The 26,338-nt window shown below is 67.5% G+C and carries 23 protein-coding genes; 13 read left to right on the top strand and 10 right to left on the bottom strand.

The genetic code is table 11. The features are described from left to right. Positions 1-95: 95 nt before the first annotated feature. On the top strand, positions 96-1,037 hold the full coding sequence (locus VIP82_RS15920) for a GAP family protein (protein WP_331910336.1): 942 nt from the start codon (positions 96-98) through the stop codon (positions 1,035-1,037). Between the two features lie 51 nt (positions 1,038-1,088). Here VIP82_RS15920 and VIP82_RS15915 read toward each other — a convergent pair whose 3' ends face one another. Both VIP82_RS15915 and VIP82_RS15910 read right to left on the bottom strand, forming a co-directional pair. Next, positions 1,089-1,292, bottom strand: a complete 204-nt coding sequence (locus tag VIP82_RS15915; protein WP_331910334.1) for a hypothetical protein — start codon at positions 1,290-1,292, stop codon at positions 1,089-1,091. Position 1,293: 1 nt separating this feature from the next. Continuing rightward, entirely contained in the window at positions 1,294-1,752 is a 459-nt protein-coding gene (locus VIP82_RS15910; RefSeq protein WP_331910332.1) for a DUF6325 family protein, read from the bottom strand. Between the two features lie 152 nt (positions 1,753-1,904). Between VIP82_RS15910 and VIP82_RS15905 the strand changes: the two genes are divergently transcribed. Continuing rightward, positions 1,905-2,306 (top strand): hypothetical protein, encoded by a 402-nt coding sequence (locus tag VIP82_RS15905; RefSeq protein WP_331910330.1) that lies wholly within the window; start codon positions 1,905-1,907, stop codon positions 2,304-2,306. A 16-nt stretch (positions 2,307-2,322) separates the two neighbouring features. Here the strand turns inward: VIP82_RS15905 and VIP82_RS15900 are convergent, their stop codons facing one another. The 5 genes from VIP82_RS15900 to VIP82_RS15880 form a co-directional block, all read right to left on the bottom strand. Then, on the bottom strand, positions 2,323-4,563 hold the full coding sequence (locus VIP82_RS15900; RefSeq protein WP_331910328.1) for a helix-turn-helix transcriptional regulator: 2,241 nt from the start codon (positions 4,561-4,563) through the stop codon (positions 2,323-2,325). Between the two features lie 108 nt (positions 4,564-4,671). Then, a complete protein-coding gene (locus VIP82_RS15895; RefSeq protein WP_331910326.1) occupies positions 4,672-6,117 on the bottom strand; it encodes a DUF1254 domain-containing protein in 1,446 nt (481 codons plus the stop codon). A gap of 111 nt (positions 6,118-6,228) precedes the next feature. Beyond that, positions 6,229-6,546: a hypothetical protein gene (locus VIP82_RS15890; protein ID WP_331910324.1), complete on the bottom strand. Its 318-nt coding sequence runs from the start codon at positions 6,544-6,546 to the stop codon at positions 6,229-6,231. A 71-nt stretch (positions 6,547-6,617) separates the two neighbouring features. Further along, positions 6,618-7,304 carry a hypothetical protein gene (locus VIP82_RS15885; protein ID WP_331910322.1) on the bottom strand — a complete coding sequence of 229 codons (687 nt, stop codon included), beginning with the start codon at positions 7,302-7,304 and terminating at the stop codon, positions 6,618-6,620. Positions 7,305-7,413: 109 nt separating this feature from the next. Next, positions 7,414-8,151 (bottom strand): dienelactone hydrolase family protein, encoded by a 738-nt coding sequence (locus tag VIP82_RS15880; RefSeq protein ID WP_331910320.1) that lies wholly within the window; start codon positions 8,149-8,151, stop codon positions 7,414-7,416. Positions 8,152-8,588: 437 nt separating this feature from the next. Here VIP82_RS15880 and VIP82_RS15875 point away from each other — a divergent pair, with 437 nt between their 5' ends. Continuing rightward, entirely contained in the window at positions 8,589-9,068 is a 480-nt protein-coding gene (locus VIP82_RS15875) for a hypothetical protein (protein ID WP_331910318.1), read from the top strand. An 89-nt stretch (positions 9,069-9,157) separates the two neighbouring features. Here VIP82_RS15875 and VIP82_RS15870 read toward each other — a convergent pair whose 3' ends face one another. Next, entirely contained in the window at positions 9,158-10,204 is a 1,047-nt protein-coding gene (locus tag VIP82_RS15870) for a LacI family DNA-binding transcriptional regulator (RefSeq protein ID WP_331910316.1), read from the bottom strand. Between the two features lie 140 nt (positions 10,205-10,344). Further along, complete coding sequence (locus tag VIP82_RS15865; protein WP_331910314.1) at positions 10,345-12,549, bottom strand: alpha/beta hydrolase-fold protein; 2,205 nt, start codon at positions 12,547-12,549, stop codon at positions 10,345-10,347. A 373-nt stretch (positions 12,550-12,922) separates the two neighbouring features. Between VIP82_RS15865 and VIP82_RS15860 the strand changes: the two genes are divergently transcribed. From VIP82_RS15860 to VIP82_RS15835, 6 genes are all read left to right on the top strand, one after another. Next, positions 12,923-13,564 (top strand): DUF305 domain-containing protein, encoded by a 642-nt coding sequence (locus tag VIP82_RS15860; protein WP_331910312.1) that lies wholly within the window; start codon positions 12,923-12,925, stop codon positions 13,562-13,564. Positions 13,565-13,857: 293 nt separating this feature from the next. After that, positions 13,858-15,528, top strand: coding sequence for an alkaline phosphatase D family protein (locus VIP82_RS15855; protein ID WP_414684689.1), 1,671 nt, complete (start codon positions 13,858-13,860; stop codon positions 15,526-15,528). Positions 15,529-15,649: 121 nt separating this feature from the next. Beyond that, positions 15,650-16,435 carry an alpha/beta fold hydrolase gene (locus VIP82_RS15850; protein ID WP_331910308.1) on the top strand — a complete coding sequence of 262 codons (786 nt, stop codon included), beginning with the start codon at positions 15,650-15,652 and terminating at the stop codon, positions 16,433-16,435. A gap of 89 nt (positions 16,436-16,524) precedes the next feature. Further along, entirely contained in the window at positions 16,525-16,827 is a 303-nt protein-coding gene (locus VIP82_RS15845) for a Rossmann-fold NAD(P)-binding domain-containing protein (RefSeq protein ID WP_331910306.1), read from the top strand. 67 nt (positions 16,828-16,894) lie between these two features. Beyond that, on the top strand, positions 16,895-17,497 hold the full coding sequence (locus tag VIP82_RS15840; RefSeq protein WP_331910304.1) for a DUF998 domain-containing protein: 603 nt from the start codon (positions 16,895-16,897) through the stop codon (positions 17,495-17,497). A gap of 447 nt (positions 17,498-17,944) precedes the next feature. Beyond that, positions 17,945-19,795 carry a PKD domain-containing protein gene (locus tag VIP82_RS15835; RefSeq protein WP_331910302.1) on the top strand — a complete coding sequence of 617 codons (1,851 nt, stop codon included), beginning with the start codon at positions 17,945-17,947 and terminating at the stop codon, positions 19,793-19,795. 62 nt (positions 19,796-19,857) lie between these two features. Here the strand turns inward: VIP82_RS15835 and VIP82_RS15830 are convergent, their stop codons facing one another. Continuing rightward, positions 19,858-20,898: a LacI family DNA-binding transcriptional regulator gene (locus VIP82_RS15830; RefSeq protein WP_331910300.1), complete on the bottom strand. Its 1,041-nt coding sequence runs from the start codon at positions 20,896-20,898 to the stop codon at positions 19,858-19,860. Between the two features lie 308 nt (positions 20,899-21,206). On the opposite strand from VIP82_RS15830, the gene VIP82_RS15825 reads away from it, so the two are divergent. From VIP82_RS15825 to VIP82_RS15810, 4 genes are read left to right on the top strand one after another with little or no spacing between them, the layout of a single operon-like run. Beyond that, on the top strand, positions 21,207-22,736 hold the full coding sequence (locus VIP82_RS15825) for an ABC transporter substrate-binding protein (RefSeq protein ID WP_331910298.1): 1,530 nt from the start codon (positions 21,207-21,209) through the stop codon (positions 22,734-22,736). Between the two features lie 19 nt (positions 22,737-22,755). After that, a complete protein-coding gene (locus tag VIP82_RS15820) occupies positions 22,756-23,697 on the top strand; it encodes an ABC transporter permease (protein WP_331910296.1) in 942 nt (313 codons plus the stop codon). After that, positions 23,694-25,490, top strand: a complete 1,797-nt coding sequence (locus VIP82_RS15815) for a dipeptide/oligopeptide/nickel ABC transporter permease/ATP-binding protein (protein WP_331910294.1) — start codon at positions 23,694-23,696, stop codon at positions 25,488-25,490. Before VIP82_RS15820 ends, VIP82_RS15815 begins: the two co-directional genes overlap by 4 nt. After that, positions 25,483-26,337: an ATP-binding cassette domain-containing protein gene (locus tag VIP82_RS15810; RefSeq protein ID WP_331910292.1), complete on the top strand. Its 855-nt coding sequence runs from the start codon at positions 25,483-25,485 to the stop codon at positions 26,335-26,337. Before VIP82_RS15815 ends, VIP82_RS15810 begins: the two co-directional genes overlap by 8 nt. Position 26,338: the final 1 nt, after the last annotated feature.

Below are 26,338 nucleotides of genomic sequence, written 5' to 3'. Positions count from 1 at the left end.
CCATCTTCAGTTCCCCTGCCGTCAAAGGACCCCCCAGGGCCCGGTCTGGTCGGCGGCGGACTCTTGGCGAGGGTTCGTCGACGACGGTACGGACCATGCCTACTCCCGCTTTTCGTGCGGTGTCAATGAAAATCCAAGAGTCGAATCAGGGGCATGAGATTTGCTTCTCCGACATTCGTGACACTTCACCACGCACGGGTGATGACAATTCCGATGCGTTATTCCGGGCGAATGGATGGTGTCCCCACAGCGACCGGCGGCATCCGTCCGACCAACTCTCGAAATCGCCGAGGCCGCAGAGAGAGCCCGATTTGTGCTTCACTTCGATGAGGGGTCCGGCACGCGGACCGGGGCTGGGAAGGGCGGTCGTGTCGACAATCGGTCACCTGCTGATCATCGCTGCCGCGGTGGCCATCAGCTCCGTCCCCATCGTGATGACGATCCTGATCCTGCTGTCTCCGAATCGTGCCCGTTCGGCAGTGCCGTTTCTCGTCGGCTGGGTGATCGGCATCCTGGTGACGGTCTCCATCGCCGCGCTGTTCGCGACCGTGCTCCCCACGTCACGCTTCGAGCGGCAGCCCGACACCGCCGTCGCCATCGTGGAGATCATTCTGGGTGTGGCGGCGATGGTGCTCGGAGTGCTCTCGTGGTTTCGTCGACGCCGGAGCGGAGTGGTGGCGACGACTCCGAAGTGGATGCGGGCCGAGGCGAACATGGGCGCCTGGTCGGCGTTCGGACTGGGGTTCATCCTGAATCTCCGGCCCAAGGGCATCGTGCTCGCCCTGGCCGCCGGCTTGACACTGTACGCCGACGCCGGCTCGGTCCGTCTGGCGGTTGTTCCGGTGATCATCTACACCGTGGTCGCGGCCTCCACCGTCGCGTTTCCGATCATCGTCACCGCCGCCTCGCCGACGCGGATGCAGCCGAAGCTGGTCGCGGCGCATCAGTGGATGGAGACCAACGGCGGCCTGCTGACCAGCGCGATCCTCGTGGTGATCGGTCTGCTCATCGTCGGCATGGGGATCTCGCGGCTGTAACAGGCCCGCCGCTCCCGCCACGGCGGAAGCGGCGGGACGACGCGCAGACCGTTAGATGCGACGGCGGCGCGGGGTCGCGACGGCGCCCACAACGGCGGCCGTGGCGACCGGGGAGCGGCCGGGCGTGACGGCGGCTCCGACGACGGCGGCCTTCGCGACCGGCGAGGGGCCCGGCGTGACGGCCGCGCCGACGACGGCGGCCTTGGCGACGGGAGCCCCGATGACTCCCACGCGTCCTACTCTTCGTCCGAGCATGTCAGGCTCCTATCTGGATGGCGGTCTCGTCCGCCTCGATCGAGGCGATGATGGACTGGATCGGGATGCGGCCGTTCGCGATGAGCTGGCCGCCCGCGCGACGCGCGGCTGAGGCGAAGCCCGCGCTCCACAGGTTCTCGTAGACGAGCACGCCGGCCACCGTGCCCGGGTCCATGGCGGCGGCGAGATGCGCGACGTCGTCCGCGGCGAGGAGCTCGGCGAGTTCGGCCTCGAGGCGCACCAGGGGCCCGAGATCGTCGAGCTCCGACAGCTCCAGCGCTTCGATGGAACCGTCGGCGTCCTTCGTGAGCACCAGGATGTCGATGACGCGGATGGTTCCGGCATCGACGAGGGCGAGCAGCTCCGACGCCATCTCACCGGTGAAGCTGGCGTGGCCGGGTGGGAACTCGACGACGATGAAGTCGACGGGGCCGAGTTCATCGAGGGTGCGGTCGGTCATGGGATGTCCTTCCTCTGGAACTTCCACGGTGACGGATGCCGCGGCCGACCGACTCACCCACGGTGAGTGAACTTCGCCGGCCGCTCGCGCGATGGCGGTGACCGCGCGTCGACACGGCTCGGCGGCATCCGTCCAGAGATCACACGGATCGTGTGACGCCGAGCCGGCCGCCCGTTGCTTCACTGGACACGGATGCCGCGCCGCTCGACGGTGGCGGCACGAAGGACGCGACCGAGAGGGTCGATATGGACTACGCGGAGCACCTCCGGCGACTGAGCATCGATGCCCCCGGCCCGGAGGATCGCGCCGCGACCAGCGATTCCCTCGTGGACGCGAAGACCCGCGCGCTCGTGCGGCTCGGTGCGCTCATCGCCGTGTCGGCGGCCGAGGCCTCCATCCACCGCGAAGTCGATGAGGCCATTGCCGCCGGCGCGCAGGCGTCGGAGGTCGTCGGGGTGCTCGACAGCGTCATGCCGCTCGTCGGCCGCGCGTGCATCGTCAAAGCGTCGTCGAAGGTCGCCTCGGCACTGGGGGTCGAGCTGGACCTCTACTGACCGGATCGCTGCACCGCTACCCGCTGCCCAGCAGCCCGAGCTCGATCGCGCGGTCCACAGCCGCCGATCGCGTGGTCGCACCGAGCTTGCGGTAGATCGACTTCACCTCGGTGCTGGCCGTGTTCCGCGAGATGAACAGGCGCTGGCCGATCTCGGCGATCATGAGGTGCGTCTGCAGGTAGGGGAGCAGCCGCATCTCGGCGGGGGTGAGCGGGAGTCCCAGCACGGTGCCGGAGCCATCGCCCAGCGACTGACGGAACTCCATCACTTCGGGGCCGAGAGCCGCGACCTGCGGGCAGCGCTGCAGCAGGTCGTCGGCCTCCTTCAGCAGCTGCCGCGCCGCAGCCGCGTCACCGGATCCCGCGAACACCTTGGCCAGCTGCAGCCGGGCACGTATGGCCACGAACGGCATCACGTGGTTGCACTGGATGCGCGCACGCATGGCGCGGGCCAGCAGGCGCTGGGATGCCGCGGCGTCGCCGTGGCGCAGCGCGACACGTGCGCTGACCGCCAGGGCGAGCGTTGCCGTCGGATAGCCGTCGAGGTGGTTGTCGTCGACCACGCTCATCGCGCCGCGGGCGTGGCGTGCGGCATCCTCGATCTTTCCGCCGTCCAACGCGAGAATGGCCAGCTCCGATTGGCTGAGCAGGTGGGCGGCCGTGTTGCCCGCCTGCGCTGCCCGCTCGACGGATGCCGCGAACGCGCGTCCTGCGCCGGCAGCGTCGCCCACGAGCACGAGTGCCGTCCCGAGCAGGTAGAGCGCAGGCGCCCGCCACGGACTCCAGAGGGGCTCATTCGCCACGGCGAGCTCGGCATCCGCGAGATGTCGAGGGGGGCCGCTGAGACACATCGCGACGCGGACCATGGCACGCGACGACTCGAACGTGAGCTCCTCGTCCGCGGTGGCGAACTCTGCGCGCGAGCGCTCCAGGGCGGCCGCACGCTCTTCGGCGGCGGGGGACTGACCGGCCAGGAGAGCCGTCCACGCGGCGATGGCGAGCAGACCCGGCGTCGCTTCGATCGTCGACCGGCCGAGCGTGTCCAGCCATCGGTCGAGCACGACGATGCGCCCGCTCTGGTAGGCGGGCATGGCCAGCTGGGCGACCAGCACGCCGGCCCGACCGCGTTCGCCCGCCGCCAGCAGGTGCTCGATCGCGCGCTCGGGCGAACCGTCATGTTCGAACCACTCCGCCGCGCGGAGATGCAGCTCGGCGATGCGGGATGACTCGACTCGAGACAGCTCGGTCAGCAGGAACTCGCGGAACAGCGCGTGATAGCGGAACCAGCGGCGCTCGCCGTCGAGCGCCACGAGGAAGACCCCGCGGGCCTCGAGGTCGCGCAGGAGCGCGTGCGAGTCATCCGTCTGCAGCATCGCATCGCACAACGGTCCCGACATCTGGTCGAGCACCGCTGTGCGCCGGAGGAAGTCGCGCAGCTCATCGGAGAGACCCGCGAGACCCTCGCCGTACAGGTAGTCCGCGACGAAGCGCTCCCCGCCGCTGATCGCCACGACGTCCGAGCCGGCGCGGGTCGCCAAGGCGCAGAGGTAGAGGCCGGTCGCCCAGCCCTCGCAGCGATCGACCGCGATGGCGAGTGCCTCGTCGGAGACGGCCACACTCGCGCCTCGGAAGATGCGGCGCGCACCCTCCTGATCGATGCGGAGGTCGTCGGAGCCGACCTCGAACGTCGCGCCGTCTGCGCGACGCCGCGCCAGGTAGGGCTGCTCGTGCCGGCTCGCGAGCACGATCTGCGATCCCGCCGGGACGCCGGCCAGCACCAGTTCGAGCGCGTCACGGCACGCGTCGGATGATGCGGCGTGCACGTCATCGACGAACAGCACGAAGGGTGCCGGTGCCTGGGCGAGCGCCTCGGCCAGCATGGGCGCAGATCGGCCGAGCACCCCCGCCCCCAGGGCGCCCATGGCCTCCGACACCTCGCGCGCCCGTGGTGAGATCTGTCCGCTCGCCGTGGCGAGCAGCGTGAGCAGAGCCACGGGGTCGTCGTCGAACTCGTCGACCGTCGCCCAGGCGACGGGCCGGCTCTCGACGGCCGCCCACTCCGCGAGCATCGTGGACTTGCCGTAGCCGGCCGGCGCGGTGACGGCGACGACACTCGCACCGCTCTCGCGGGCGTGGTCGATCACGTCGCGCCGGCTGACCACGCCCACGCGTCGCGGTCTGATCGATGTCTTCGTCGACAGCAGGTGGCTGCTGAGGCTTCGCACGGATGACGGGGCCTCGAGGCTCGATTCGGACACGGGTGCATCCTAGCGAGGACGTGTGGTGGGCAGTCGTCCCGCTCGCGACATGTGACGGGCGAGCGCCGTGTCGCGAGCGGGACGGGTCGAGTGGGTGCGGCGACCGCGTCAGCCCTGCACGCGGGTGATCTCGGGCAGGCGCCACGTCATGTCGAACCACGGCTCGAGAGGACCGTAGAGCCGCAGCAGCGGCCACCACGACTTGCCCCGCAGCGTCGGGATCCAGTTGGATTCCCTGCCCTCGGGTGCCGTCGGCCCGAACCAGAGCACGTGGGATCCGTCATCCTCTGCCTGGATGTCCTCCGACAGGCTCGACACGGCCGGGTAGGCGGTGGATTGCAGCAGCGACCGGGTCTGGGTGTCGTACGCGTCGATCGCCCAGAAGTTCTTGGCCGGAGCGTTCGCGGGGATCGTCAGCGTGTAGGTCGCGCCGCCGTCGAGCAGGGCGCCGTCGGCGTCTTCCGCGGTGTAGATGTACGCCGAGCCGGCGCCCACCTGCGCATGCGCCATCGCCGGCGTGATCACCGTCGCCGCGTAGTGGAACAGGGTGCGCGCGTTGAGGTTGCGCGCGCCGTCGTTCAGGAACTCGTAGCTGCCGCCCACGAAGCCCTCCTTCCACGACGACCCCTCCCACCGGAACGACTGCGGGTCGCGGGCCGAGTAGAGCGTGGCTCGCGCCATCGCCGCGCCGATCTGAGCCGCGTTGTCGAGGATGCCGCGAAGGTGGTCGTCGGGTGCGAACGGCGTGCCGTGATGGATGCCGAGCGCGTCGAGCGTGCCCGCGCGCTCGGGGTCGAGGGCCGTGGTCGGCTCTTCGGCGACGAGCTGGGCGACCTCTTCGAAGAACGAGAAGTCGTTGGCGTGGACCGTGTTGATGGCCTGCTCGCCGATGTTCACGAACGTGTTCTCGGGCGGAGAGCCGGCGTCGCTGAGCCGGTAGATGCGCGACTGCTTGATGGCCGGCACCCCGCCGAGGGCGCGGATCACCACGAAGTTCGTGAACGTGGGCGATTCGTACGTGTAGTAGCCGTCGGGCCGCTCGCCGTCGTAGCCCGGGGGCAGGAAGAGGAACTTGCCGCCCGCGCCCCGGTCGGGCCCGGCGATTCCCATGTCGGCGACGTACCGGAACCAGAAGTCGTCGACGACGCACAGCGACTGCGGCGGCGCTTCGATGACCGTGGGCCCCCAGGCCTTCAGATCGAGGAACGTGACGCCGTACGTGGTCTCGGTGTTCGGAGTCAGGAAGATCGGCGTGGAGGTGCACCGCGGATCGGTGTAGCCGATCTTGTCGGGGGAGTCGACCCCGGCGGAGCGCAGACCGCGCCTCATCGCGACGAGCGATGCGCCGGGAACCGTGTTCAGGAATGCGGTGATTCCGCGGACGAGGTCGAGTCCGTCGAAGATCGATTGCACGGATTCGGGCTTCGGCACTCCGTCGAAGAATTCGAACTCCCCGAAGGGCGTCGAAAGCGTGTCTGGCGTGGAGACATGCGCCAATTCCTCGGCGAGTTCTTCCGTCGTCAGGCCCGATCCTTTTGTTGCCTCGATTGTCATGCTCGCCCATCCCCCTCGTGAGTCGTCATGTCGCGATTGTGGCAGGGGAAAGGGGCACGGCCATCACCCTTTTCGCGTGAGGCTGACAGCGGGGATGCGGAGTGCGGGGGACTAGCTGCGCTGCACGTAGTGGCGCACGGTGTCGTCGCGTTCGACGAGGAACCGGTCGTCTTCGGGGTAGTAGACCGCCTTCTCGATGTCGTCGCCGGCGAAGCCGCGGATGCTCTGGAGGCTGTCCCACCGCGAGACCGTCACGATCTCGGTCAGGCCGTCCGGAAGCTCGCGCGTCAGCGTCCAGGCATCGCGGTTGCCCGGAACCGAGCGGTACTCCTCGATGCCCGTGCGCTCGACGTACTCGACATACTCGTCACGGTCCGACGTGCGGATCACTCCGCGCCACATGCGGACGACGCTCTGCTCATCGCTCATACCGACATCCTCTCGGCCGTTCCCAGGGAATGCGAGGGGTCCGCGGCGGGCAGCTCTCTTGCGGAACCTGGCTAGGTCAGGAGGGCGTCCACTTTGCGACGGAGGGCTTCCGTCTCCGGGCCGGGAGGAAAAACCGGGATGGATAGGAAGTCGTGGAGGTCCGCGCGGGAGAAGTCTCCGAGCCGGTCGGCGTCGCCGTCGCGGATGGCTTCGAAGATGTCCAGGCCTCGGACGAACACAGGATCGGTGACGCGGAGCTGACCGTCGACCGACTGCAGGATGTTCGCGGGTCGGATGTCTGCACCTCCCCAGACGCGAAAGCGACGGTCGCCCTCGGCGACGAGCTCTCCGAGTCGATTCCGGAGATCAATGACGTCCGAGTCGGCAGCAAGACCGGCGTCCGACGTCTCCGGCGGCGCTGGTATGCCGTCGGGACCGATGGTCAGAGCCGCCGCGAGTCGCTGCGCGCGATCTTCATCCGCCGGGTGAAGCCGCTCCATGATCACCGCGTACCCCTTATGGCGAAGTGGAACCAGTTCGTCCACGCGGACGAGGAGCGGGTTCGTCCATCCTTCCAGGCAGGCGTCCGCAAACAGGCGGAAGGCCGGGTCGAACGGGGTCACTCGGGCAACCACGCTGCCGTCGGGCGAAGCGTGCACCCACGCCCAGTCGCCCACGCCGACCTCGTTCCAGCCGGCAGCGACGAGTACTGCCCGCGCCTCCTCCGCCGTGGCGCCATCGGGGAAGCGGGGGAGCATCGCCCCAGTATTCTCAACCGTCCGGCCCAGCCACAAGCCGGTCGAGGGTCGTGCTCGCCGAACGCGAGGGTCCGCCGCCTCGTGTTCGGAGGCGGCGGACTGCGTGCCGCTAGCTCAGATGCCGCGCGAAGAACCGGGCAGCGTCTTCACCGGCGAACGACGGAACGCCGGTGTGCCCGCCCATGTTGGCCTGCAGTGTTTTCTCCTTCGAGCCGAACGCGTCGAAGAGGTCGAGCGCCATCTGACGGTCGTTCCCCCGGTCGTCCCACTGCAGCAGCACGTGCAGGGGGAGCGTGAGCCGCCGTGCCTCGTCGAACGTCAAGGCGGGCACATAGCTGCCGGCGAAGAGTCCGGCCGCGACGATGCGCGAGTCGATCGCTGCCAGGCGGATGCCGATGGCGATCGGACCGCCCGAGTAGCCGACGGGGCCGGCGATCTCGGGCAGCGCGAGCGCGGCATCCAATGTCTGCTGCCATTCCGGGACCGCCCGCTCCACCAGGGGCAGGACGAGACGGTCGACGATGTCGCCCGACACGGTCTCGCCCGCCTGCAGCGCCCGACGCAGATCGGCGCGGGCTTCGTCTGCGCCGGCGAGGCGCTGCCGGTCACCGGCACCCGGCAGCTCGATGGTGACCGCGGCATAGCCCGGGGCCGCCGAGCTCTTCGCCCGGGCCGCGAGGCGCGGGTACATCGCGCCGAGCCCGCCCGGGTGGCCCATCAGGATGAGCGGGACAGGTGAGGAAGCGGATGCCGATGCCGGCGTCCAGAGGACGCCCGGGATCTCGCCGAGGAGGAATTCGCGCTCGATGACGGTGTCGTCGAGTCGCTGTTCAGAGGTGAAGTGCATGGTCGTGCCTTTCGGGAGTGCGCTTGAGCGGCGCTCCCGAGCGACCTATCGCCCGACCGTGACCCCAGAGAGGAGCACCCACGTCGATTCGTTCATGGGTATCACCTCCTCGTTCTGTCGCACGGCGGTCTGGAGCCTACCAGGGCAGGCTTGGTGCGGCGTCGTGTGCGCTTTGCGGACGTGCATCGGGTCTCGCACCGACGGGTGGTGCGTCGGCGAAGAGAGAGAGAGAGGGACTCAGTCGGCGTCTAGGCGCGTGCCGTCGGATTGTGGTTCCTCTTTCTTAATGGTGCGGGAAGAGGACAATGAGCACAGACGCCTTTGCCGAAGCAGCACCCGGCCGGCAGGTGTGACGTCTCGCCTGTGCTACAGCCTCCAGACCGGGGGTGCTCGTGACCTTCGCGTCCGAACAACTCGATCACTGGGGAGGAAGCGCGATGTCCGACATCAAACCCTGGCGGACACTGGCCGTAGGACTGGCCCTGGCCGCGGCAACCGCACTGGCAGGAGCGAGTCCGGCCTCGGCGGCGGTGCCTGCCAACGACGTTTTCCATCTCCAGGAAGCTGAACCGCCGGTCACGGAAGTCGCAGTGACGGTCGACTCCGGCGCCGTCACCCGCGACGGCGCTGTGACTCTGCAAGGAACGGTCACCTGCGACCATGCCGCTATCGCGTACGTCGAGGTCACCGTGATGCAGCGCCGGGGCTACCGTATCGCCGAGGCGACCGGATCCGGCCTGCTCGAGTGCGGACCGGCACCGAGCCCGTGGGTGTTCGAACTCGGATCGTCCAACGGCGTCATCTTCAGTCCCGGGAACGCTGCTTTCAACGCATTCGCCAGCGCGTACGGCGACGGCGGCGGCTTCGCCAACACGAGCTTGATCGACCAGCCGGTGAAGCTGCGGCCAGCCCGTTAGCTCGTGCGCGCCGGCTGTCCCTCATGGTGCCGGTGCCCTCACGCGGATGGCGGCAGGCACATACCGACGGCACGGCAGGACCGGCGCCGTCAGCGCAGCGTGGACTGTCGTTCCACCAGGCGGAAGTCGACGACGACCTTGCGGGGAGGGGGCTGATCGCCCTTCCCGATGCCGTCGAGCCGAAGGCGAATGCGTTCTTCGAGGAGAGCGACAGCGCTGGCGGCGACGGCCTCGCGGCCGAGGTCGATCGTTGTCAAGGGCGGGCTGGAGTAGCTGGTCTCTTCGATGTTGTCGAAGCCGATGAGCTGCACATCGTCGGGCACCCGGAAGCCTCGGTCAGTGAGCGTTGAAAGTGCGCCGAGAGCGAGGGTGTCGGTGAAGGCGACGACGGCGTCGGGAGTGACGCCGCGGTCGAGGATTTCAGCCATGGTCGCGGCACCGGTCGCGTGGAAGTAGTCCGGCACTCCGATGATCGCGCGGGGGTCGACCTCGAGTCCGTGCGCCTTGAGCGCTTGCAGGAAGCCCTGCATGCGCAGCGTGCCGCTGCTCGTCGACTGATCCTCCTTCGCACCGAGCGGGACGATGGTGCGCGCCCCGCGCGCGATGACGTGTTCCGCGGCAGCCTTCGCGCCGTCGACGTTGTGCATCGTGACGTGATCGACGCCGACGTCGAAAACACGCTCGCCGAGCAGCACCATCGGAAAGTCGACGTCGAAGAGCGCGGCATCCTGCTGTCCCAATGCCAATGGTGAGTAGATGACACCGTCGACCATCGAGCGGTAGCTGCCGTTGACGACCCTCAATTCGCGATCGCGCTCGTCGTTGGTCTGCTGGATGAAGACGGTCAAGCCGACAGTGGCGGCCTCGCGCATGATGGTGTCGGCGAGCTCGGCGAAGTAGGCGCCCCGAAGGGCGGGCAGCGCGAGCGCGATGACGCCGGTGCGCCCGCGGCTGAGGTTTCGCGCCGAGACGTTGACGTGGTAGTGCAGCTCGCGGATCGCGTTGCGGACGCGCTCGTCGGTCTCGGGCCGGATGTAGCGGTAGCCGTTCAGCACGTTCGAGACGGTCTTGATCGACACGCCTGCGAGCTCCGCGACATCCCGGATCGTCGCGGACCCGCTCGCTTTGCGTGCCATGGCTCTACCGCCTCCCGTCGGGTCAGTGGTCAGCGTATTACAGCTCTGCCTCGCTGCCGCTTGACCGAGCACGGCAGGCGGGAGCGCTGAAAGCGGAGTGCGGGGGCCGACGCTGGCCGGCCCCCGCACCCGTGGATCGGCTAGAAGAGCCGCGGCAGGAAGTCGATGAGACCCTGCCACCACACGTCGAAGCCGTGCGGTCCCGGAACGACGGTCTTCACAACCGGGATCCCGTTGGCAGTCATCGACGACTCGATGCCGTTGATCGCGCTGACGGCGCCGGTGTCGACGTCGCCGGCGTACAGCGTGACCGACTTCGTTGTCGCGATGGCCGTCTGGCCTCCGGGCGTCGACGGATCGAGCGTCGCGGCGGTGAACGGTGGCGAGAACATCCCGAAGTAGCCGAACTGACCTGGGTGGTTCACCAGCGTGCCGTGCGTGAGGAACCCGCCCCACGACAGGCCCGCCATCGCGCGCTGCGCCGGGTCATCCGACACGTTGTACTGCGACTTCACCAGCGGCATCACGTTGCCCGACAGTTCGTTCCAGATATCGAAGGGCGCGCCTGAGTACCCCGGCATCACCACGACCATCGGCTTGATCTTGCCCTGCGCGTAGAGGTTGTCGAGGATCTGGCTTGCCCTGCCGATCTCGGTCCACGCGGCGTAGTTCTGACCGAAGCCGTGGTAGAGGTACAGGACGGGATACGGCTCGGCCCGGTCAGGGTCGTAGTCGACCGGCGTCCACACCTTGAGGTTCGAGGCGCCGAACGCACCGTTGTAGCTGAGCGTCGCGAGCTGACCGCTCTCATCGGCAGGGGCATCCGCCAGCAGTGGCGTGCGCACGCCACCTGGGAAGAACAGCTGACTCTCGATGTTCACGACATTCTTCGTGTCCTGAGGATCGTGGAACGGGACGCCGTTCACCTCGTAGCGCCAGTAGTAGTAGCCGTCGATCGGTCCGATCGTCGTACGCCAGCGGTCGCCCTCCTTGGTGAGCGGGATGCGGAACCACTGCCCGTTCGGAGCCCAGTCGCCCCACAGCACGACGTCTTCGGCGTCGGCCCACTGGGTGCCGGTCTCGAAGGTGACCATGCCGTTCTCGTCGATGTTCGGCGTCGTGATGCTCCCTGCGCCCGGCGCGGTGTAGGGCTCGGTGAGCGGTCGGTGACCGTCGCTGAGGCCGCGGTCCTTGACGCTCGGCGTGAACGCACGCGATGCGAAGTCGCGCAGGTTCTCACGCCAGGTGTCCCAGACCCCGCCGGTCTCGGGGTGCACGCCGTCGAACTCGAGCCGAACACCCGCCTGCTGAAGCGTGGTCATGGCCTCGTAGGTGCCGTTGTAGTTCGGGTCGAGGGTGTTGCCGACGTAGAAGCGCAGCAGATCTGTCTTGGCATTGATCTTGCGCGCCAGCTCGGCCGTGACCGCGGTGCTGTCGGACAGGTAGCCGGACAGCGAGCCGACCGAACCGAAGACGCCGGGCTCGGCGGCCGCCAGTTCGAGAGCCTGCGACGCGCCGCGCCCGATGCCGGCGATCGCGGTCTCCTTCACCTTGCTCGACACGTTGTACGCGGACTTGACGGCGGGGGCGATCCCGTCCAGGAGTTCCGTCTCCGGGTTCGCGTCACCGGCGTCGGCCATCACGACGACCATCGAGGTCAGGTCGCCGTTCACCGCGAGGTTGTCGAGGATCTGGCGCGCGCGGCCGAGTTCGAGCCATTCGCGGAAGGACTGGCCCTCGTCGGAGAGCAGGTAGAGCACGGGGAGTGCCTTGGCCGTTTTGGTGGTGTACCCCGGCGGGGTCCATACAGCCACCGATTGCTCGGACTGGGTCACGGGCGACTGGTACGTGAGTTCGGCGACGGAACCGCCGCCCGCGGCGACGTCGTCCATCCAGGCGACCTCGGGCCCGGGGATGAAGAGGGTGTTCCAATCGGGGTGCGACGTGACCTCGACAGGGGTGTCGGGGTTGCGGAAGGCGACCCTCGATCGGTCGGCCATGGTGGCGACGTACTGGTAGTAGTACAGGCCGGGCTGGAGCGGGCCGATGTTCGCGGAACAGTTCGAGCCGCTCGCGTCGAGCCCCATCCTCGCCCACGTGTTCGACGGCCCGAAATTGCCCTCGATCTCAGCGCCGGCACCCGTCGAGTTGCCGCAGGCATTCGACGGAACGCTCGACTTGGGAACCGTGAAGCGGTGATAGATGCCCGACTGCGACTCCCACGGATCAGGAGCGGCTGAGGCGGGGGCCGCCGTCAGCGCCACGAGCGACGCAGCGAGGACGAGTCCCGTCGCTGCCCGAGCTCGTAGGCCACGCGGCCACCGAACCCCGGATTCATTCTTCATTGAACAGCCTTTCTGAGAGGGATGCAGCGGCAATCCCGCACCCGCTGCTCGGCGCACGTGCTCCACGCAAGGAGCCTTCTGCGGCTGATCTGGCGAGGTAGTACACCGGTGTAGTAGGAGTGAAGGTACACCGGTGTACTACACCGTTGCAATAGCTGATCCGGACGGTCGCGGAGCACTCGTCCGCAGGCGACGCGCTACGGCCAGTCGCCGACCAAGGCACCCGCTCGGCCGGCAGAGCGCGAACCCGCGGCGTTCCCTCGGGCCGTCATGCGTGGATGGCGTCGACGGAAGGGGACGCACTTTATATCACAGCGCGAGTTCGCAGACCAACCCATATGCCTTTGGCGGCTAGGGGAGCGACGCTCATGACATGTCGCCGACAACCTCCACGAAGCGCGCCATCGCGCTCGCAGCCATCCCCTTGGCGCTCACGCTTGCGTTGGCCGGATGCGGCAGCCTCAACGGCGATGAGTCGTTGCCCGGGATGAACCGGGATGAGGCGCCAGGGTCAGCATCGCCGACGGCCGAGACGCTCGGCGAATTCAATGACGCTGACGCGATGTTCGTGACGATGATGATCCCGCACCACGAGCAAGAGGTGGAGATGAGCGAGGAGATCCTCGCCAAGGATGGCATCGACGAACGGGTGCTGGCCCTCGCCGAGCAGATCCAGGATGCGCAGGAGCTCGAGATCGAGCGGATGGAATCCCTGCTCGACCAGTGGGAGATCGACGACGACGCCGAGCCTGACGATGACGATGACGATGACGACGGCGATGGGGACGGCTGGATGTCGGAACGCGACATGGAAGCGCTTGAAGCTGCGGACGGCGCGGCAGCGGAACGGCTCTACCTCGAAGGCTTGATCGAGGGCCACGAGGCGGCCGTGGAAATGGCCAAGACCGAGATGGATGACGGAATCAACCCCGACGCCCTCGAGGTGGCGCAAGGGATCATCGATGTGGACACCGCCGAGCTCGCGACACTGCAGGATCTGGTCGCCGAGATGTGACGCAGCGGCGATCGCGCATTCCGATGCACGACAACTGCTGCTCTGCGTCTATCTGTCCGGCGCCGTCTTCATCGGCCTGATCCTCAACAGCCTGTTCGGCTGGTGGGGCAGACTCCGTCGCCGCACTGGTCGTCGCCGCCCTCGCCGTCCGCGAAGGAATCGAAGCGTGGACCGGCGCCGTGGAATCATCCTTCGACGTGCTCAACGAGATGAACGAAGAGTAGTCGCAAACGACCGGAGGGACTGGCGGGCACCTCTGGCCGCTGGGGTCCAATTCGCGATAGAACGGGTTCATGGGATCCCCGCTGCTGTTGGGGCCGATGCTGCGCTACGTCGATGAGACGTCGGCCAGCATCTGGGTGGAGACGCGAGCCGACTGTCTGGTGAGCGTCCACGCCGAGGGACGATCGTGGCAGGCCCGAAGCTTCTCCGTGCACGGCCACCATTTCGCCCTCGTCGAGGTGGACGAGCTCGAGCCCGGTAGCGTCTCGCCGTACGGGATTGAGATCGACGGGGTACCTGTCTGGCCCGACCCGGACTCCGAGTATCCAGCATCGGTGATCGCCACGCGCGCGCCCGATCGACGGCCGCGGATCGCCTACGGGTCGTGCCGCACCAGTGTCCCCCACGACCGAGCAGGCAATCGCACCCATGGCGTCGACTCGCTGCGCGCCTTTGCGCTCGCGGTGGCTGACGGTCGCCAGACCCGACCCGACCTGCTGCTCTTCCTCGGCGACCAGGTGTACGCCGACTCGACCACGAAGGAGATGCAGGCATTCATCCGCAGCCGTCGCGACATTCACCAGGAACCGGGCACGGAGCTCAAAGACTTCGAGGAATACGCCCACCTCTACCAGTTGGCATGGTCGGATGAAGCCAATCGCTGGCTGCTCTCGTGCGTCCCGACCGCCATGGTCTTCGACGACCACGACATCCGCGACGACTGGAACGCCTCGCTCGACTGGAGGAGGAAGATGGAGGCCACCTCGTGGTGGCACGAGCGCATCGTCGCCGGCCTGGCGTCGTACTGGGTGTACCAGCACCTCGGCAACCTGTCTCCCCGTGAACGTGCCGCAGACGAGTTGTGGCAGCAGGCCGCCGGGCGTCACGACGCCGCGTCCCCCGACCTCACTGCTGCACTGGACGAGTTCGCCGACCGCTGCAACGAGGATCCCAACAGCTACCGCTGGAGCTACTGCCGAGACTTCGATGGATCGCGCCTGATCGTCCTGGACTCCCGCGTCGCGCGAGATCTCGCGCCGTCGGCTCGCGGGTTGCTGAACGCTCAAGAGCTCGCGTGGTTCGACGACCATATGCAGGGCGGCTTCCGCCACGTTCTGATCGCCACTTCGCTCCCGTTCCTCCTGCCGTTGGGATTGCACCACGTCGAGGCATGGGATGAGGCGATTGCGCAGGGCGCTTGGGGGCGATGGGTCGCGTGGGTCGGGGAACGGCTGCGACAGGCGGTCGACTTGGAACACTGGGCGGCGTTCCAGAACAGCTTCCAGGCGGTTGCCGGGATTGCGACGGAGCTAGCGGATGGCGAGCGGGGCCGGTCGCCGCTTACGGTGACCTTCCTGTCCGGTGACGTGCACTTCTCCTACCTGGCCGAGGTGGAGCGTCACAACGGCAGCCGCATCGTGCAGGCAGTGTGCTCACCGATACGAAACCCCTTGCCCCGCTTCCTGCGCTGGTTCTCGGTGGTGATGTCGTATGGCGCAGCGACGCCGCTGGGTGCCGCGGCGGCGCATTCTGCAAAGGTTCCCGACCCGCCCTTCCGCTGGAAGACAGTGAAGGGTCCGTGGTTCGACAACAACCTCGCGCTGCTGCAGGACGGACCGGATGGGCTCACCATGACATGGCACACCGGTGTGGTCGAGGACGGAGACGAGCTGCATCCTCGTCTCGAAGAGGTGGCATCCATCACGGTGCCGGCGAAGGGAGACTCCAAAGTGTCGTCCTGATCGGGTGACTGCCGGCGAAGTCCGAGCGCTCGTCCGCCACGAGTGGATCGACGAGGTCCTTGCAGGCGCCGCTCGGTAGGGGACCTCCAGCGCACAGCGAGCCGAGGGATACCGTGGGGGGATGAACGGCCGTCCGCCGGGAAGCACTGCTGCGAGGAAAGACCACCGCGACGAGTGGAGGGTCGAAGTCGACGGACTGGCGTTCCGTGTGCTCCTGTCGTCGCCGCCGGGTGCCGGCCCCGGTCCAGCCATCGTCCTCGTTCATGGCATCGGGATGTCGCACCGGTATCTCTCCCGCGTGAACGATGTGCTCGCGCAGCATCGAGCGGTGTACTCGATCGACCTGCCGGGCTTCGGCGGCCTGCCGAAACCGGGCATCGACGTCGGCGTCGCAGCAATGGCGTCTGCGCTCGGAGGTGTCATCGAATCGCTGAACGCCGGACCCGTCGTGCTGGTCGGGCACTCGATGGGTGCGCAGTGGGTGGTCGAGGTCGGTGCACAGCGACCGGAGCTTGCCACGGATGTGGTGGTGATCGGCCCCGTGGCGGACGCGGAGCACCGCTCGCTCGCGTCGCAGTTGATCGCCCTCGCAAGGGACACGTTTGGTGAGACGCCCGCGATCAACGCGATCGTCCTCACCGACTACCTGAGGTGCGGCGTGCCCTGGTACCTCGCGCAGGTCCGCCACATGTTGACCTACCGCATCGAGGACCGCGTGTCGGCGCTGTCGATGCCTCTGCTCGTCATTCGAGGCTCGCGAGATCCCATCGCCGGGCTGGAGTGGTGCCGCCGGCTGCGCGACTCTGCGGTTCGAGCACGCCTCGTCCTCATCCCGGGCCATCACCATGTCGCCCAGCAATCCGCACCGACGGCCGTTGCCGCGGCCATCCTCGCCCACGTGACCTGACAGTCCTCGCAGTCGCCGCGACGGTGCTTCGGGATCCCGACGCGCACGCGAACCTGACTTACGACCTCACCGGACCAGAAGCGCTCACCATGACCGAGGTCGCGCGCGTGCTCACCGAAACCACCGGCCAGCCCGTCAAGTACCACGAGGAGACAGTCGACGAAGCCTACGGTTCCCGTCGCCGCTGGGACGCGCCGCAATGGCTGTACGACGCAGGGGTCTCGACCTACACCGCCATCGCGCTCGGCCAACTCGCCGCGGTCACCCGCGACGTCCACTCCGTCACCGGCAGCGAAACCCCGATCATTCCGACACTTCCTGATCAGCCTCAGCAGCTGACGCACGACATCAACGTGAAGCTGACGAAGCCCCGCCTCGTCGGGGGACCGTGAGCTACCGCCGGGATATAGTGCCGCGCAGGAGGATGCCCGTGGTCGCTGCAGCTATGGCTGTCCGATATTGAGCGTCGCTGCCATCGCCGCCGTGACGGCGCTCGTCGCCGGCGGGATCACGGCGGGGCTGGTCGCGGTCCTTCACGTCCTCGAACCCGAGTACGACCCGTCCTGGCGGATGATCAGCGAGTACTCCGTCGGGCGATTCGGGTGGGTCATGCGCCTCGCCTTCGTCACGATGGCCATCAGCCCTGCCGCGACGTGCGTCGCCTTGTGGCCGTTCGGCGGCGCGTGGACGATCGGCCTTGCCGCGGTCGCGCTGGGCGCGCTCGGTGCCGCGTTCATCGACGCCGATCCGATCATGACCCCGCGTGCTCAGGCCACGCCGGTGGGCAGGGCGCACACGGTGCTGGGCATCATCCTCCTCGCCGGCTTTCCGCCTGCCGCGCTGTTCGCGGGGGTTGGGGTGGCGACCGCGCTGGGATGGGTGCTGGCGATCGCCTCGATTGTTCCGTTGGCCGGCCTGGTGTGGTTCCTCAGTGCCGCTGCCCCCGCCCGAGGGCAGGGCGGCTCGCCTGAGATCCGGATCGGGTGGCCGGACAGGTTCTGCCTCCTCGCCTACCTGGCATGGGTGGTGCTCGCCGCTATCGGCGTTCTGTCCGTCGTGTGACGCAAAAGCGCCGCGTAAGAGCCCGACACGTGGCTGGTCCGCCATGCCTGGGATCCAAATCGGTCGCAGGGAACACGCCCGGAGATCGATGTCGAGGCTCCTGACTGCAAGGGGGTCGGAGCGGGCGATCGCCCGGACGCGGTACGTGTCTCGTGCTGCCCGTACACGGTGCCCCTGGTGTGATGTATCAGGACATCCCTGACAGTTCTGCATCAGGACATCGGTGGCACATCTCGAGGCCAAATCCCGTGTTCGGGGTTCGGGGCCGCGGGAGCGGTAGGCCTCGCGAGGTCGCACCTTGCGCAATAGTCGCGTAGTTCGTTGTGTCGGTCACGCTCCCCGGCTTAGCGTCGGTCGCTGTTCGCATCCCTCAGAGGCGATGGAGGTGCGAGCTCTGCCGCCACGACGGTCGTGAAGGCAGCCATCGAAGACGCTGGAGGAGCCACCGTGCCCAGAACATCTCTTGCTCGCCGTGCGCCGTTGGCGCTCGGCGCCGCGCTCGCGCTGATCGCAGTGCTAGTGCCCGCGGTGCCGGCCGCCGCCGAACCGGTGCCGTGCGTCCAGTCGGCGCCGAATGCGCCCATGCAGGTGACCGCCGACTGCATCGACCAGACCTACGCACACCCAGTCATCGACGCCGAGACCGACGAGACTGCGCCGGTGCCGCACCACCGGGTGTCCGGCCACTTCGAGGGAACCAACATCCAGTTCACGATCTACCTCCACGCAGAGGCGGACAAGGCTCAGTGGGACGGACGGTTCTTCCAGTACACGTACCCGACGACGTTTGCGGCAGACCAGAGCACGGCTCGTGCGAGCGATCGCGCCATTGGGTTCGCTCTGGCGAGTGGCGGCTACGCTGTGCAGGCCGGGAACGGCTCCGTTTCTCTGGGCTATCGACACGCGGCCGCGGCAGCCAAGTACGCAGAGACCGTGGCGGCCGCGTACTACGGCAGCGACCGCGAGATCTTCGGCTACCTCTACGGCCCGAGCGGCGGATCGTTCCAAACCGTGGGCGCTGCGGAGAACACCAACGGGGTGTGGCAGGGATTCGTTCCGATGGTGCAGGCGGTGCCGACACCGAACAGCTACAACTTCAACGGACGCTCGGCGGCAGAGCTGATCCTCGGCGACAAAGCCGCTGCGATCCGCGACGCCCTCCTGCCTGGGGGCAGCGGCAATCCGTGCGCGGCGCTGGACGCGGCGGAGAGCGCGATGCTCACTGAACTGCACAAGCTCGGCATTCCGTGGAAGGCGTGGGAGAACCCCGACTACCTGCTCGGCCGGGACCCGCAGTATTACGGCGCCGGCCTCGCCTCTGACAGCCCGCTCGCCTACGACCCCACGTATGTCGACGACTTCTGGAACGCACCCGGGTACCTCGGCACCGAGAAAAGCGCGCTCGGACAGCGGGTCCGGGCGGAGCTGAACGAGATGGGCGACACCGTCGGGCACCGATGGAACATCGCCAAGCGCTTCGCGTACCGATACCAGCTCCCCGCAGCGAACACCGGGTGGATCGCGCTCGATCAGTTCCGCAGGTCCGATGGCACGCCACTGTACCCCCAGCGCGGGGTCGGAGAGCCCGGCTTCTCCGGTGCCGTCTCAGGCAACGCTGCCTTCGACGGGACGATCAACGGCAAGGTCATCGTGGTTTCCAACCTGTATGACAGCGACGCTCTGCCGTTGCACACCGACTGGTACCGCAAGCGCGTCGAGGCGGCCCTGGGGTCTGCAGCATCTGCGAACTACCGGGTCTACTTCACCGACCACGCCGACCACCAAGACGCGGTGCCGACCGGCGTACGCGCGACGCACCTGGTCGACTGGTATGGCTCGGTCGAGCAGGCGCTGCGTGATGTCGCGGCGTGGGTGGAGGACGGCGTGCCGGCCCCGGCGTCGACTCAATACTCGATCGAAGGCTCTCAGGTCGTAATCTCCGACAAGGCGCAGAAGCGCGACGGTCTCCAGCCCTCCGTCGACATCGCGTCGGGCGGCGGCGAGATGATCACTGCCAAAGTCGGCCAGCCGGTGCAGATCGTCGCGACTGCGCGCACCCCTGAGGGTGGCGGACGGATCACTGCCGCGGAGTGGGACTTCGAGAGCGACGGCTCGTACGTCGCCGGTGACGCCGTGACTCCGAAGAAGAACGCCACTGTGTCGACAGAGCACACCTTCAGCGAGCCGGGCACGTATTTCGTGAGCGTCAAGGTGGCCGCCGAACGCAACGGCGACATCGACGCCGCGTACGCCCTGCTGCAGAACATCGACCGCGTGCGAGTGGTCGTCACTCAGTAGAGAGACGGGGTGGGTGCCGTGAGCCGCGCACCCACCCCGCACCCGGCACCCGTTGCGTCGTCTCAGTGGTCACCGTGTTCGTTCGCTTGCGCATGAGAGCGGGTGGATCCGCGCACGATGAGCTCGCTCGGCAGCTCGATCCGCTCGAAGGAGGAATCCTCGTGCCTGCGCAATTCGGCGACGAGCTCGACCGCTCTCGCTGCCATCGCCCTGAGCGGCTGGCGCACGGACGTCAGCGGTGGTTTGGCGTGCGCGGCGCGGGGTTCGTCGTTGAAGCCCACGACGCCGATGTCGTCTGGGATGCTGCGGCCGAGCTGTGCCGCTGCTCGATAGACGGCGAAGGCCATTTCGTCGTTGCAGGCGAACACCCCAACCGGCGAGCGATCCTCGGCGATCCCGCGGAGCATCCCCTCGGTGAGGGGTGCGTCTGTCCATTCTGAGTTGATACGGGTCACTTCCTTTCCGGTGGCGTCAGCGATCGCTTGCCGGAAGCCCTCCTCTCGGGCTCGCCCGAATCGGTACCTCGGTTCACCCGTGACGATGACGTAGCGGCTGTACCCGCCATCGGCGAGGTGCCTTCCTGCGTCATAGCCGCCCTGCCAATCAGTCGTCCCCACGCTCGCAAGCGCGCCCTCAGGGTCCGATCGGGGCTCGAGAAGAACGATCGGAATGCGAAGGCCCCGCAGCTCGTCGAGTTGGCGATTCGTCGGTCGGATGATCCCGATGATCACGCCGGATGGCCGACGAGTCGCGACGCGCGTCGGCCAGTCGTCCGTCGGCTCGGCACGCTCGAGGGTGAGCACCAGATCGAATCCGAGCCGGAATGCCGCTTCGCGGGCGCCGGTGGTCATCGCATCGGTCCATGCGTCGTTGAAACTGCCGAGCACGAACTCGATGAGACGCGGATCCAGAGTGGTCGGGCGACCCCGTGTCGCGTCGCTTCGGTCATATCCCAGCTCGCGGGCGGCGACGGCGACGCGCTCACGCGTGCGACGCGAGAGCTCGCCGCGTCCCGTCAAAGCGCGGGAGGCGGTCGCGACCGACACTCCGGCCGCTTCTGCCACGTCCCGCAGGGTGACCGCGTGCCTGGGCTGCTCGTCCATGGTTCCTTATTTTGCGCAAGTGGCTGTCGCGGCCGATCGTAACCCAACCCGTGCCGGCATACGCAAGGGTGTGGCCAGCGGATACCTTTCGGTCAGGGGGATCCGCGCGGTGTTGCGGCGCCCCCGAGGGCACGAACGGCATGCAATCACCGCGAATGTGCGGGCGCGGCGCGTTGCGCAATAATCGACGGCGCGATTGCTGCGCTCCAGGGCCGCGCCTAACGTCGCTGGCGGACGATCCGAACGTCACGGTCTTCCGTCAGACGGGCAGCACCGCCCGGGCCAAGAGATTCAACAAAGGAGTTGCAATGCGATTCACACGTCGACGCGCAGCCGTAGCCGTCGCGGTCCCCGCGCTGGTTGCGGCACTCGCGCTCACAGCCTGCGCCCCCGGAGGCGGTGGCGGTTCCGCCACTGGTGGGGCGGGCGACACGCTCACCCTCGGCATGACCTCCGATATCCCCGGCCTCAGCGTCGGCATCCAGCCCACCTATCAGGGCTGGTTCGCCGACGCCGCGTGGGACACCCTGCTGATCTGCGACGAGTTCGGCAAGCCGTCCGCCCAGATCGCCGAGGAGTGGGAGTACAACGAGGACAAGAGTGCCGCCACCATCACCCTCCGCGACGACATCACCTTCTCGGATGGCAGCGACCTCACGACCGAGGACGTCCAGGCGGCCTATGAGTTCGCGGGTGAGAACAACGCCCGTTTCGCCGACCTCACCTTCGACGTCGTCGACGACTACAACATGACCATCACCTGGCCGCAGCCGACGCCGACGCCGACGCTGATCCTCTGCGAAGCGCAGGTCTCGTCCGCCGAGTACTACGCCGGTGATGAGCAGGACACGACCGTGGTCGGCAGCGGTCCGTACATCTACGAGCCCAGTAAGAGCACGCAGGGATCGTCGTACACGCTGACGAAGAACCCGGACTACTTCGACAGCGACACCTACCCGTACGAGACGCTCGTGCTGAAGGTGTTCACGGATGCCACCGCCGGCCTGAACGCGTTGAAGACCGGCCAGATCGACGGCATCCTGGGCAGCGCGGCGACCATCGACGAGGCGAAGAAGTCGGGGCTGGAGGCGGTCACGCTTCGCGGCACGACCACCCGGCTGCTCATCACGGATCACCTGGGGGAGAGCATCCCTGCGCTCGGGGACGTCCGGGTGCGCCAGGCCATGAACATGGTCTTCGATCGCGACTCGATCGCCGACGATCTGTACCGCGGATACGCCGACCCGGCGTATCAGATCTTCCGGCCGGGCAGCAGTGCCTACCTCGAGGACCTCACCGAGGACCCCTACCCCTACGATGTCGAGGCCGCGAAGGCGCTCATGGCGGAGGCAGGGTACGCCGACGGATTCACTCTTCAGATCCCGTTCTTCGAAGGGCAGAACCACGACCTGCTGTTCCCATACGTGACCGAGCAGCTCGCGCAGCTCAACATCACGGTCGAGCAGGTCAACCTGACCGGCCCCGACGCGATCACTGAGCTGCTGAGCGGAACGTACCCGGTGCCGCTGTGGCAGCTCGGCAACTACGGCGAGTCGCTGCAGGACATCAAGGACTACATCCTGCCCGACGGCATCTGGAACGTGTCGCACCAGCCGGATGAGACCATCGATGGGCTCTGGCAGACCATCCTCACGGGCTCGGACGAAGAGCGGATCGCGGCGCAGCAGGAGATCAACCAGTACGTCGTCGACCAGGCCTGGTTCGTGCCGATGGCGTACCCGGACGGGTTCTACCTGTACAGCTCGGACATCAGCGTCCCGACGATGTCGGACTTCTCCGCCCTGCACCCGCTGCTGCGGGACTTCCAGAAGAACTAGGAGACGGTGAGCCCCAGCAATGCTTCGCTACATAGCCATCAACCTCATCCGCGCCGCCGGGCTGTTCGTCATCGTCGGTTTCATCACCTTCACGGTCACGTTCACCGACGGCATCGGAATCGCTCGCTCGGTTCTCGGGCTCAGCGCCTCCGATGAGCAGGTTGCGGCCAAGGCGGAAGAGCTGGGGCTCACCCGTCCCCTCATCGTCCAGTACTTCGACTACCTGTCCGGGGTGGTGCGTGGCGATTTGGGGGCGTCCTTCCTCACCGGCCAGTCGGTGACGGAGGCCCTGTCGACACGCATCCCGGTCACTCTGTCGCTCATCGTCATCACGATGACCCTGACAGCCATCCTCAGCGTGGTGCTCGGCGTCACCGCCGCCCTGTACGGCGGCTGGGTGGACCGTGTCGTGCAGTTCCTCTCCGTGCTGGGTGCTGCCGTTCCCGGTTTCATCCTCGCCATCGGGCTCGTATTCGCATTCGCCATCGCGGTTCCGCTCTATCCGGCGACCGGGTACATACCGATCGCGGACGGTGTCCAAGGGTGGCTGTGGTCGCTCACCCTGCCCGTCACCGCGCTCCTCGTCGGCACGATCGCCTCGTCGGCGCAGCAGTTCCGCGGGTCCGTCCTCGACGCGCTGTCACAGGACTACGTCCGGACGCTGCGGTCGCGGGGCATCAAAGAAGGACCGCTTCTGTTCCGCCACGTCCTTCGAAACGCCGCGGGGCCCGGTCTGGTGGTCCTCAGCCTCACAACGCTCGGACTCCTCGGCGCCGCGCTGTTCATCGAGCAGGTCTTCGCCCTGCCCGGCATCGGGCAGCTCATCGTGTCGTCCGCTCAGGCCGGCGACGTCCCCATGGTGATGGGCACGGTGGTCTTCACAATGATCCTCGTCCTCGTCATCAACTTCCTCGCCGACCTGCTCATCGGCGTTCTCAACCCGAAGTCGAGGATCCGATGACCGTCGACCAGCACGAAATCGATCCGGCCGCCGACGGCACTGCGGTCCTGGCGCGCAAGGGCGTTCGGCGCAACACCTTCCGTTCGCTGCTCAAGAACCCCTTCGCGGTGTTCGGCTTCGCGGTCCTGGCGATCCTCGTCTTCGTGGCAGTGACCGTTCCGTGGCTCGCACCATACCCGCCCAATGCCACCGATCTGGCGGCGGCGAACGTGCCACCCTTCACCGATGGGCATCTCTTCGGCACGGACCAGTCCGGCCGGGACATCCTGTCGCGGCTGATGTGGGGAACCCAGGCGACGCTTCTCGCCTGCGTGCTCGTGCTGGGCGTCTCGCTCGTCCTCGGCCTCACGTCGGGGCTCGTCGCCGGCTTCTACCGGGGCAAGACGGAGGCGGTCGCCAACTTCGTCTCGGACTTGATCATGTCGCTTCCCGGGATCGCGGTGATCATCTCGCTCTACTCGCTCACCGGCCCGAACATCCCCGCGGCCATGACGGCGTTCGGCGTCATCGTCACCCCCAGCTTCTACCGACTGGTGCGATCCGTCGTGATCAGCGTGCGGTCGGAGCTCTACGTGGATGCGGCCAAGGTCGTCGGGCTCTCGGACTTCCGCATCGTCGGACGCCACGTCCTGTCCGCCGTGCGGGCGCCGGTCATCGTGCAGAGCTCGTTCGTTCTCGCCACGGCCGTCGCCCTGCTCGCGGGCGTCGACTTCATCGGCCTCGGGAGCCCCAATGAGCCGTCCTGGGGCCGCGTCCTGCAGGAGGCATTCGAGAACATCTACCTTGTGCCGGCGAACATCTTCTTCCCCGCCGTCGTCATCAGTGTGACGATCCTCGCCTTCGTGCTCCTGGGGAACGCTCTGCGGGACACGCTGCAAGCCTCCAACCGCAGCGCATCGCTCAAGCCGTCACGGCGTCGTTCACTGGCACGCATCGCTCAGGACGAGCGCGTGGCAGGCGTGAACGACCTGACGCCGCCCCAGGATGTCGTCCTCGCGGTGCGCGGACTCCGCGTCGGATACCCCGTCTCCGCAGACGACGTGGGTGAGGTCGTCCATGGAGTCGACCTCGACGTCAAGCGCGGCGAGATCCACGGACTCGTGGGCGAATCCGGCTCCGGCAAGTCCCAGATCGCGTTCTCCGTGGTCGGCATCCTGCCACGCGAAGCGGTCGTGCTCGGCGGCAGCGTCTTCTTCCAGGGCAAGGATCTGCTCGCCGACAAAGCTCGCATCCGAAAAGCCCGAGGACGTCAGATCGCCTATGTGCCGCAAGAGCCCATGTCGAATCTCGACCCGTCCTTCACGATCGGCGCGCAGCTCATCTACGGTCTGCGCGCGGCCACGGGCGTCTCCAAGTCCCGGGCGCGCACGGAGCTCGTCGGTCTGCTCACACGCGTCGGCATCGACGACCCCGACCGCGTGATGCGGCTGTATCCGCACGAGATCTCCGGCGGAATGGCGCAGCGCGTGCTGATCTGCGGCGCCGTGGCTTCGTCTCCCGAACTGATCGTGGCCGACGAACCGACGACCGCGCTCGATGTCACGGTGCAGGCGGAGGTGCTCGAGCTGCTGCGCGAGCTGAGCCTGGAGCGGGGCCTCGCCATGATCATCGTCACGCACAATCTCGGGGTCGTTGCCGACATCTGCGACCGGGTGAGCGTCATGAAGGACGGGCGGATCGTCGAGAGCAACGACGTCGACACGCTTTTCGCCGCCCCTGCGCACCCCTACACGCGCGACCTCCTGGAATCGTCGCGCAAGGTCGAGCTGATGGAGGTGACCGGTGATGAGTGAGCCGCTGCTGGAGATCAGCAACCTGGTCGTCCGCTACGGCGGCCGGCGTGGTGGGAAGACGGTGATCGAGGACGTCTCGCTGGCCCTCAAAGCCGGAGAGACGGTGAGCCTGGTCGGGGAATCCGGGTCGGGGAAGACGACGATCGGCCGAGCGATCCTGGGCCTGGCCCCCGTCACGGAGGGCACGATCTCCTTCCGCGGGCAGGAGATCAGCAACATCTCCCGAGCGCGGCGTCGCCAGGTCGCCCGCGACATCCAGGTCATCTTCCAGGACCCCTATTCGTCACTGAATCCCTCGATGACGGTGGAGAGCATCCTCGTCGAGCCGCTGCGGGCCGCCGGAGTCACCCAGGGCCGCACCCGCGTCCGCGAGCTGCTGGATGCCGTCGGACTTCCGTCAGATGCGGGTTCTCGGTATCCGCGCGAGTTCTCCGGCGGCCAACGCCAGCGCATCGCGATCGCACGGGCGCTCGCGCTCGATCCGTCCGTGATCGTGTGCGATGAACCCACCAGCGCGCTCGACGTGACGACACAGGCTCGGGTGCTGGCCCTCCTCGATGAACTGCAGAAGGAGACGGGCGTCGCGTACCTGTTCATCAGTCATGACCTCGGCGTCGTCCATGCCATCAGCGACCGCATCGCTGTGCTGCAAGGCGGCCGCATCGTGGAGATAGGTGACGCACACCAGGTCGCGACCAAACCTCAGCATCCGTACACACGTCGGCTGCAGATGTCGGCACCCATCGCCGACCCGCCGCGGCAACGAGCGCGCCGCGATGAGCGCCTCCGGCTGTTCGGGCCCGCACTGACCTCCGATGCCGCCGACAGCTCGGCCGCTTCCGCCTGAT

The sequence above is a fragment of the Microbacterium sp. genome (assembly GCF_036566905.1).
Lineage (GTDB): Bacteria > Actinomycetota > Actinomycetes > Actinomycetales > Microbacteriaceae > Microbacterium.
Note: the sequence above shows the minus strand (reverse complement) of the source record. Positions and strands in the feature narration are given on the sequence as shown.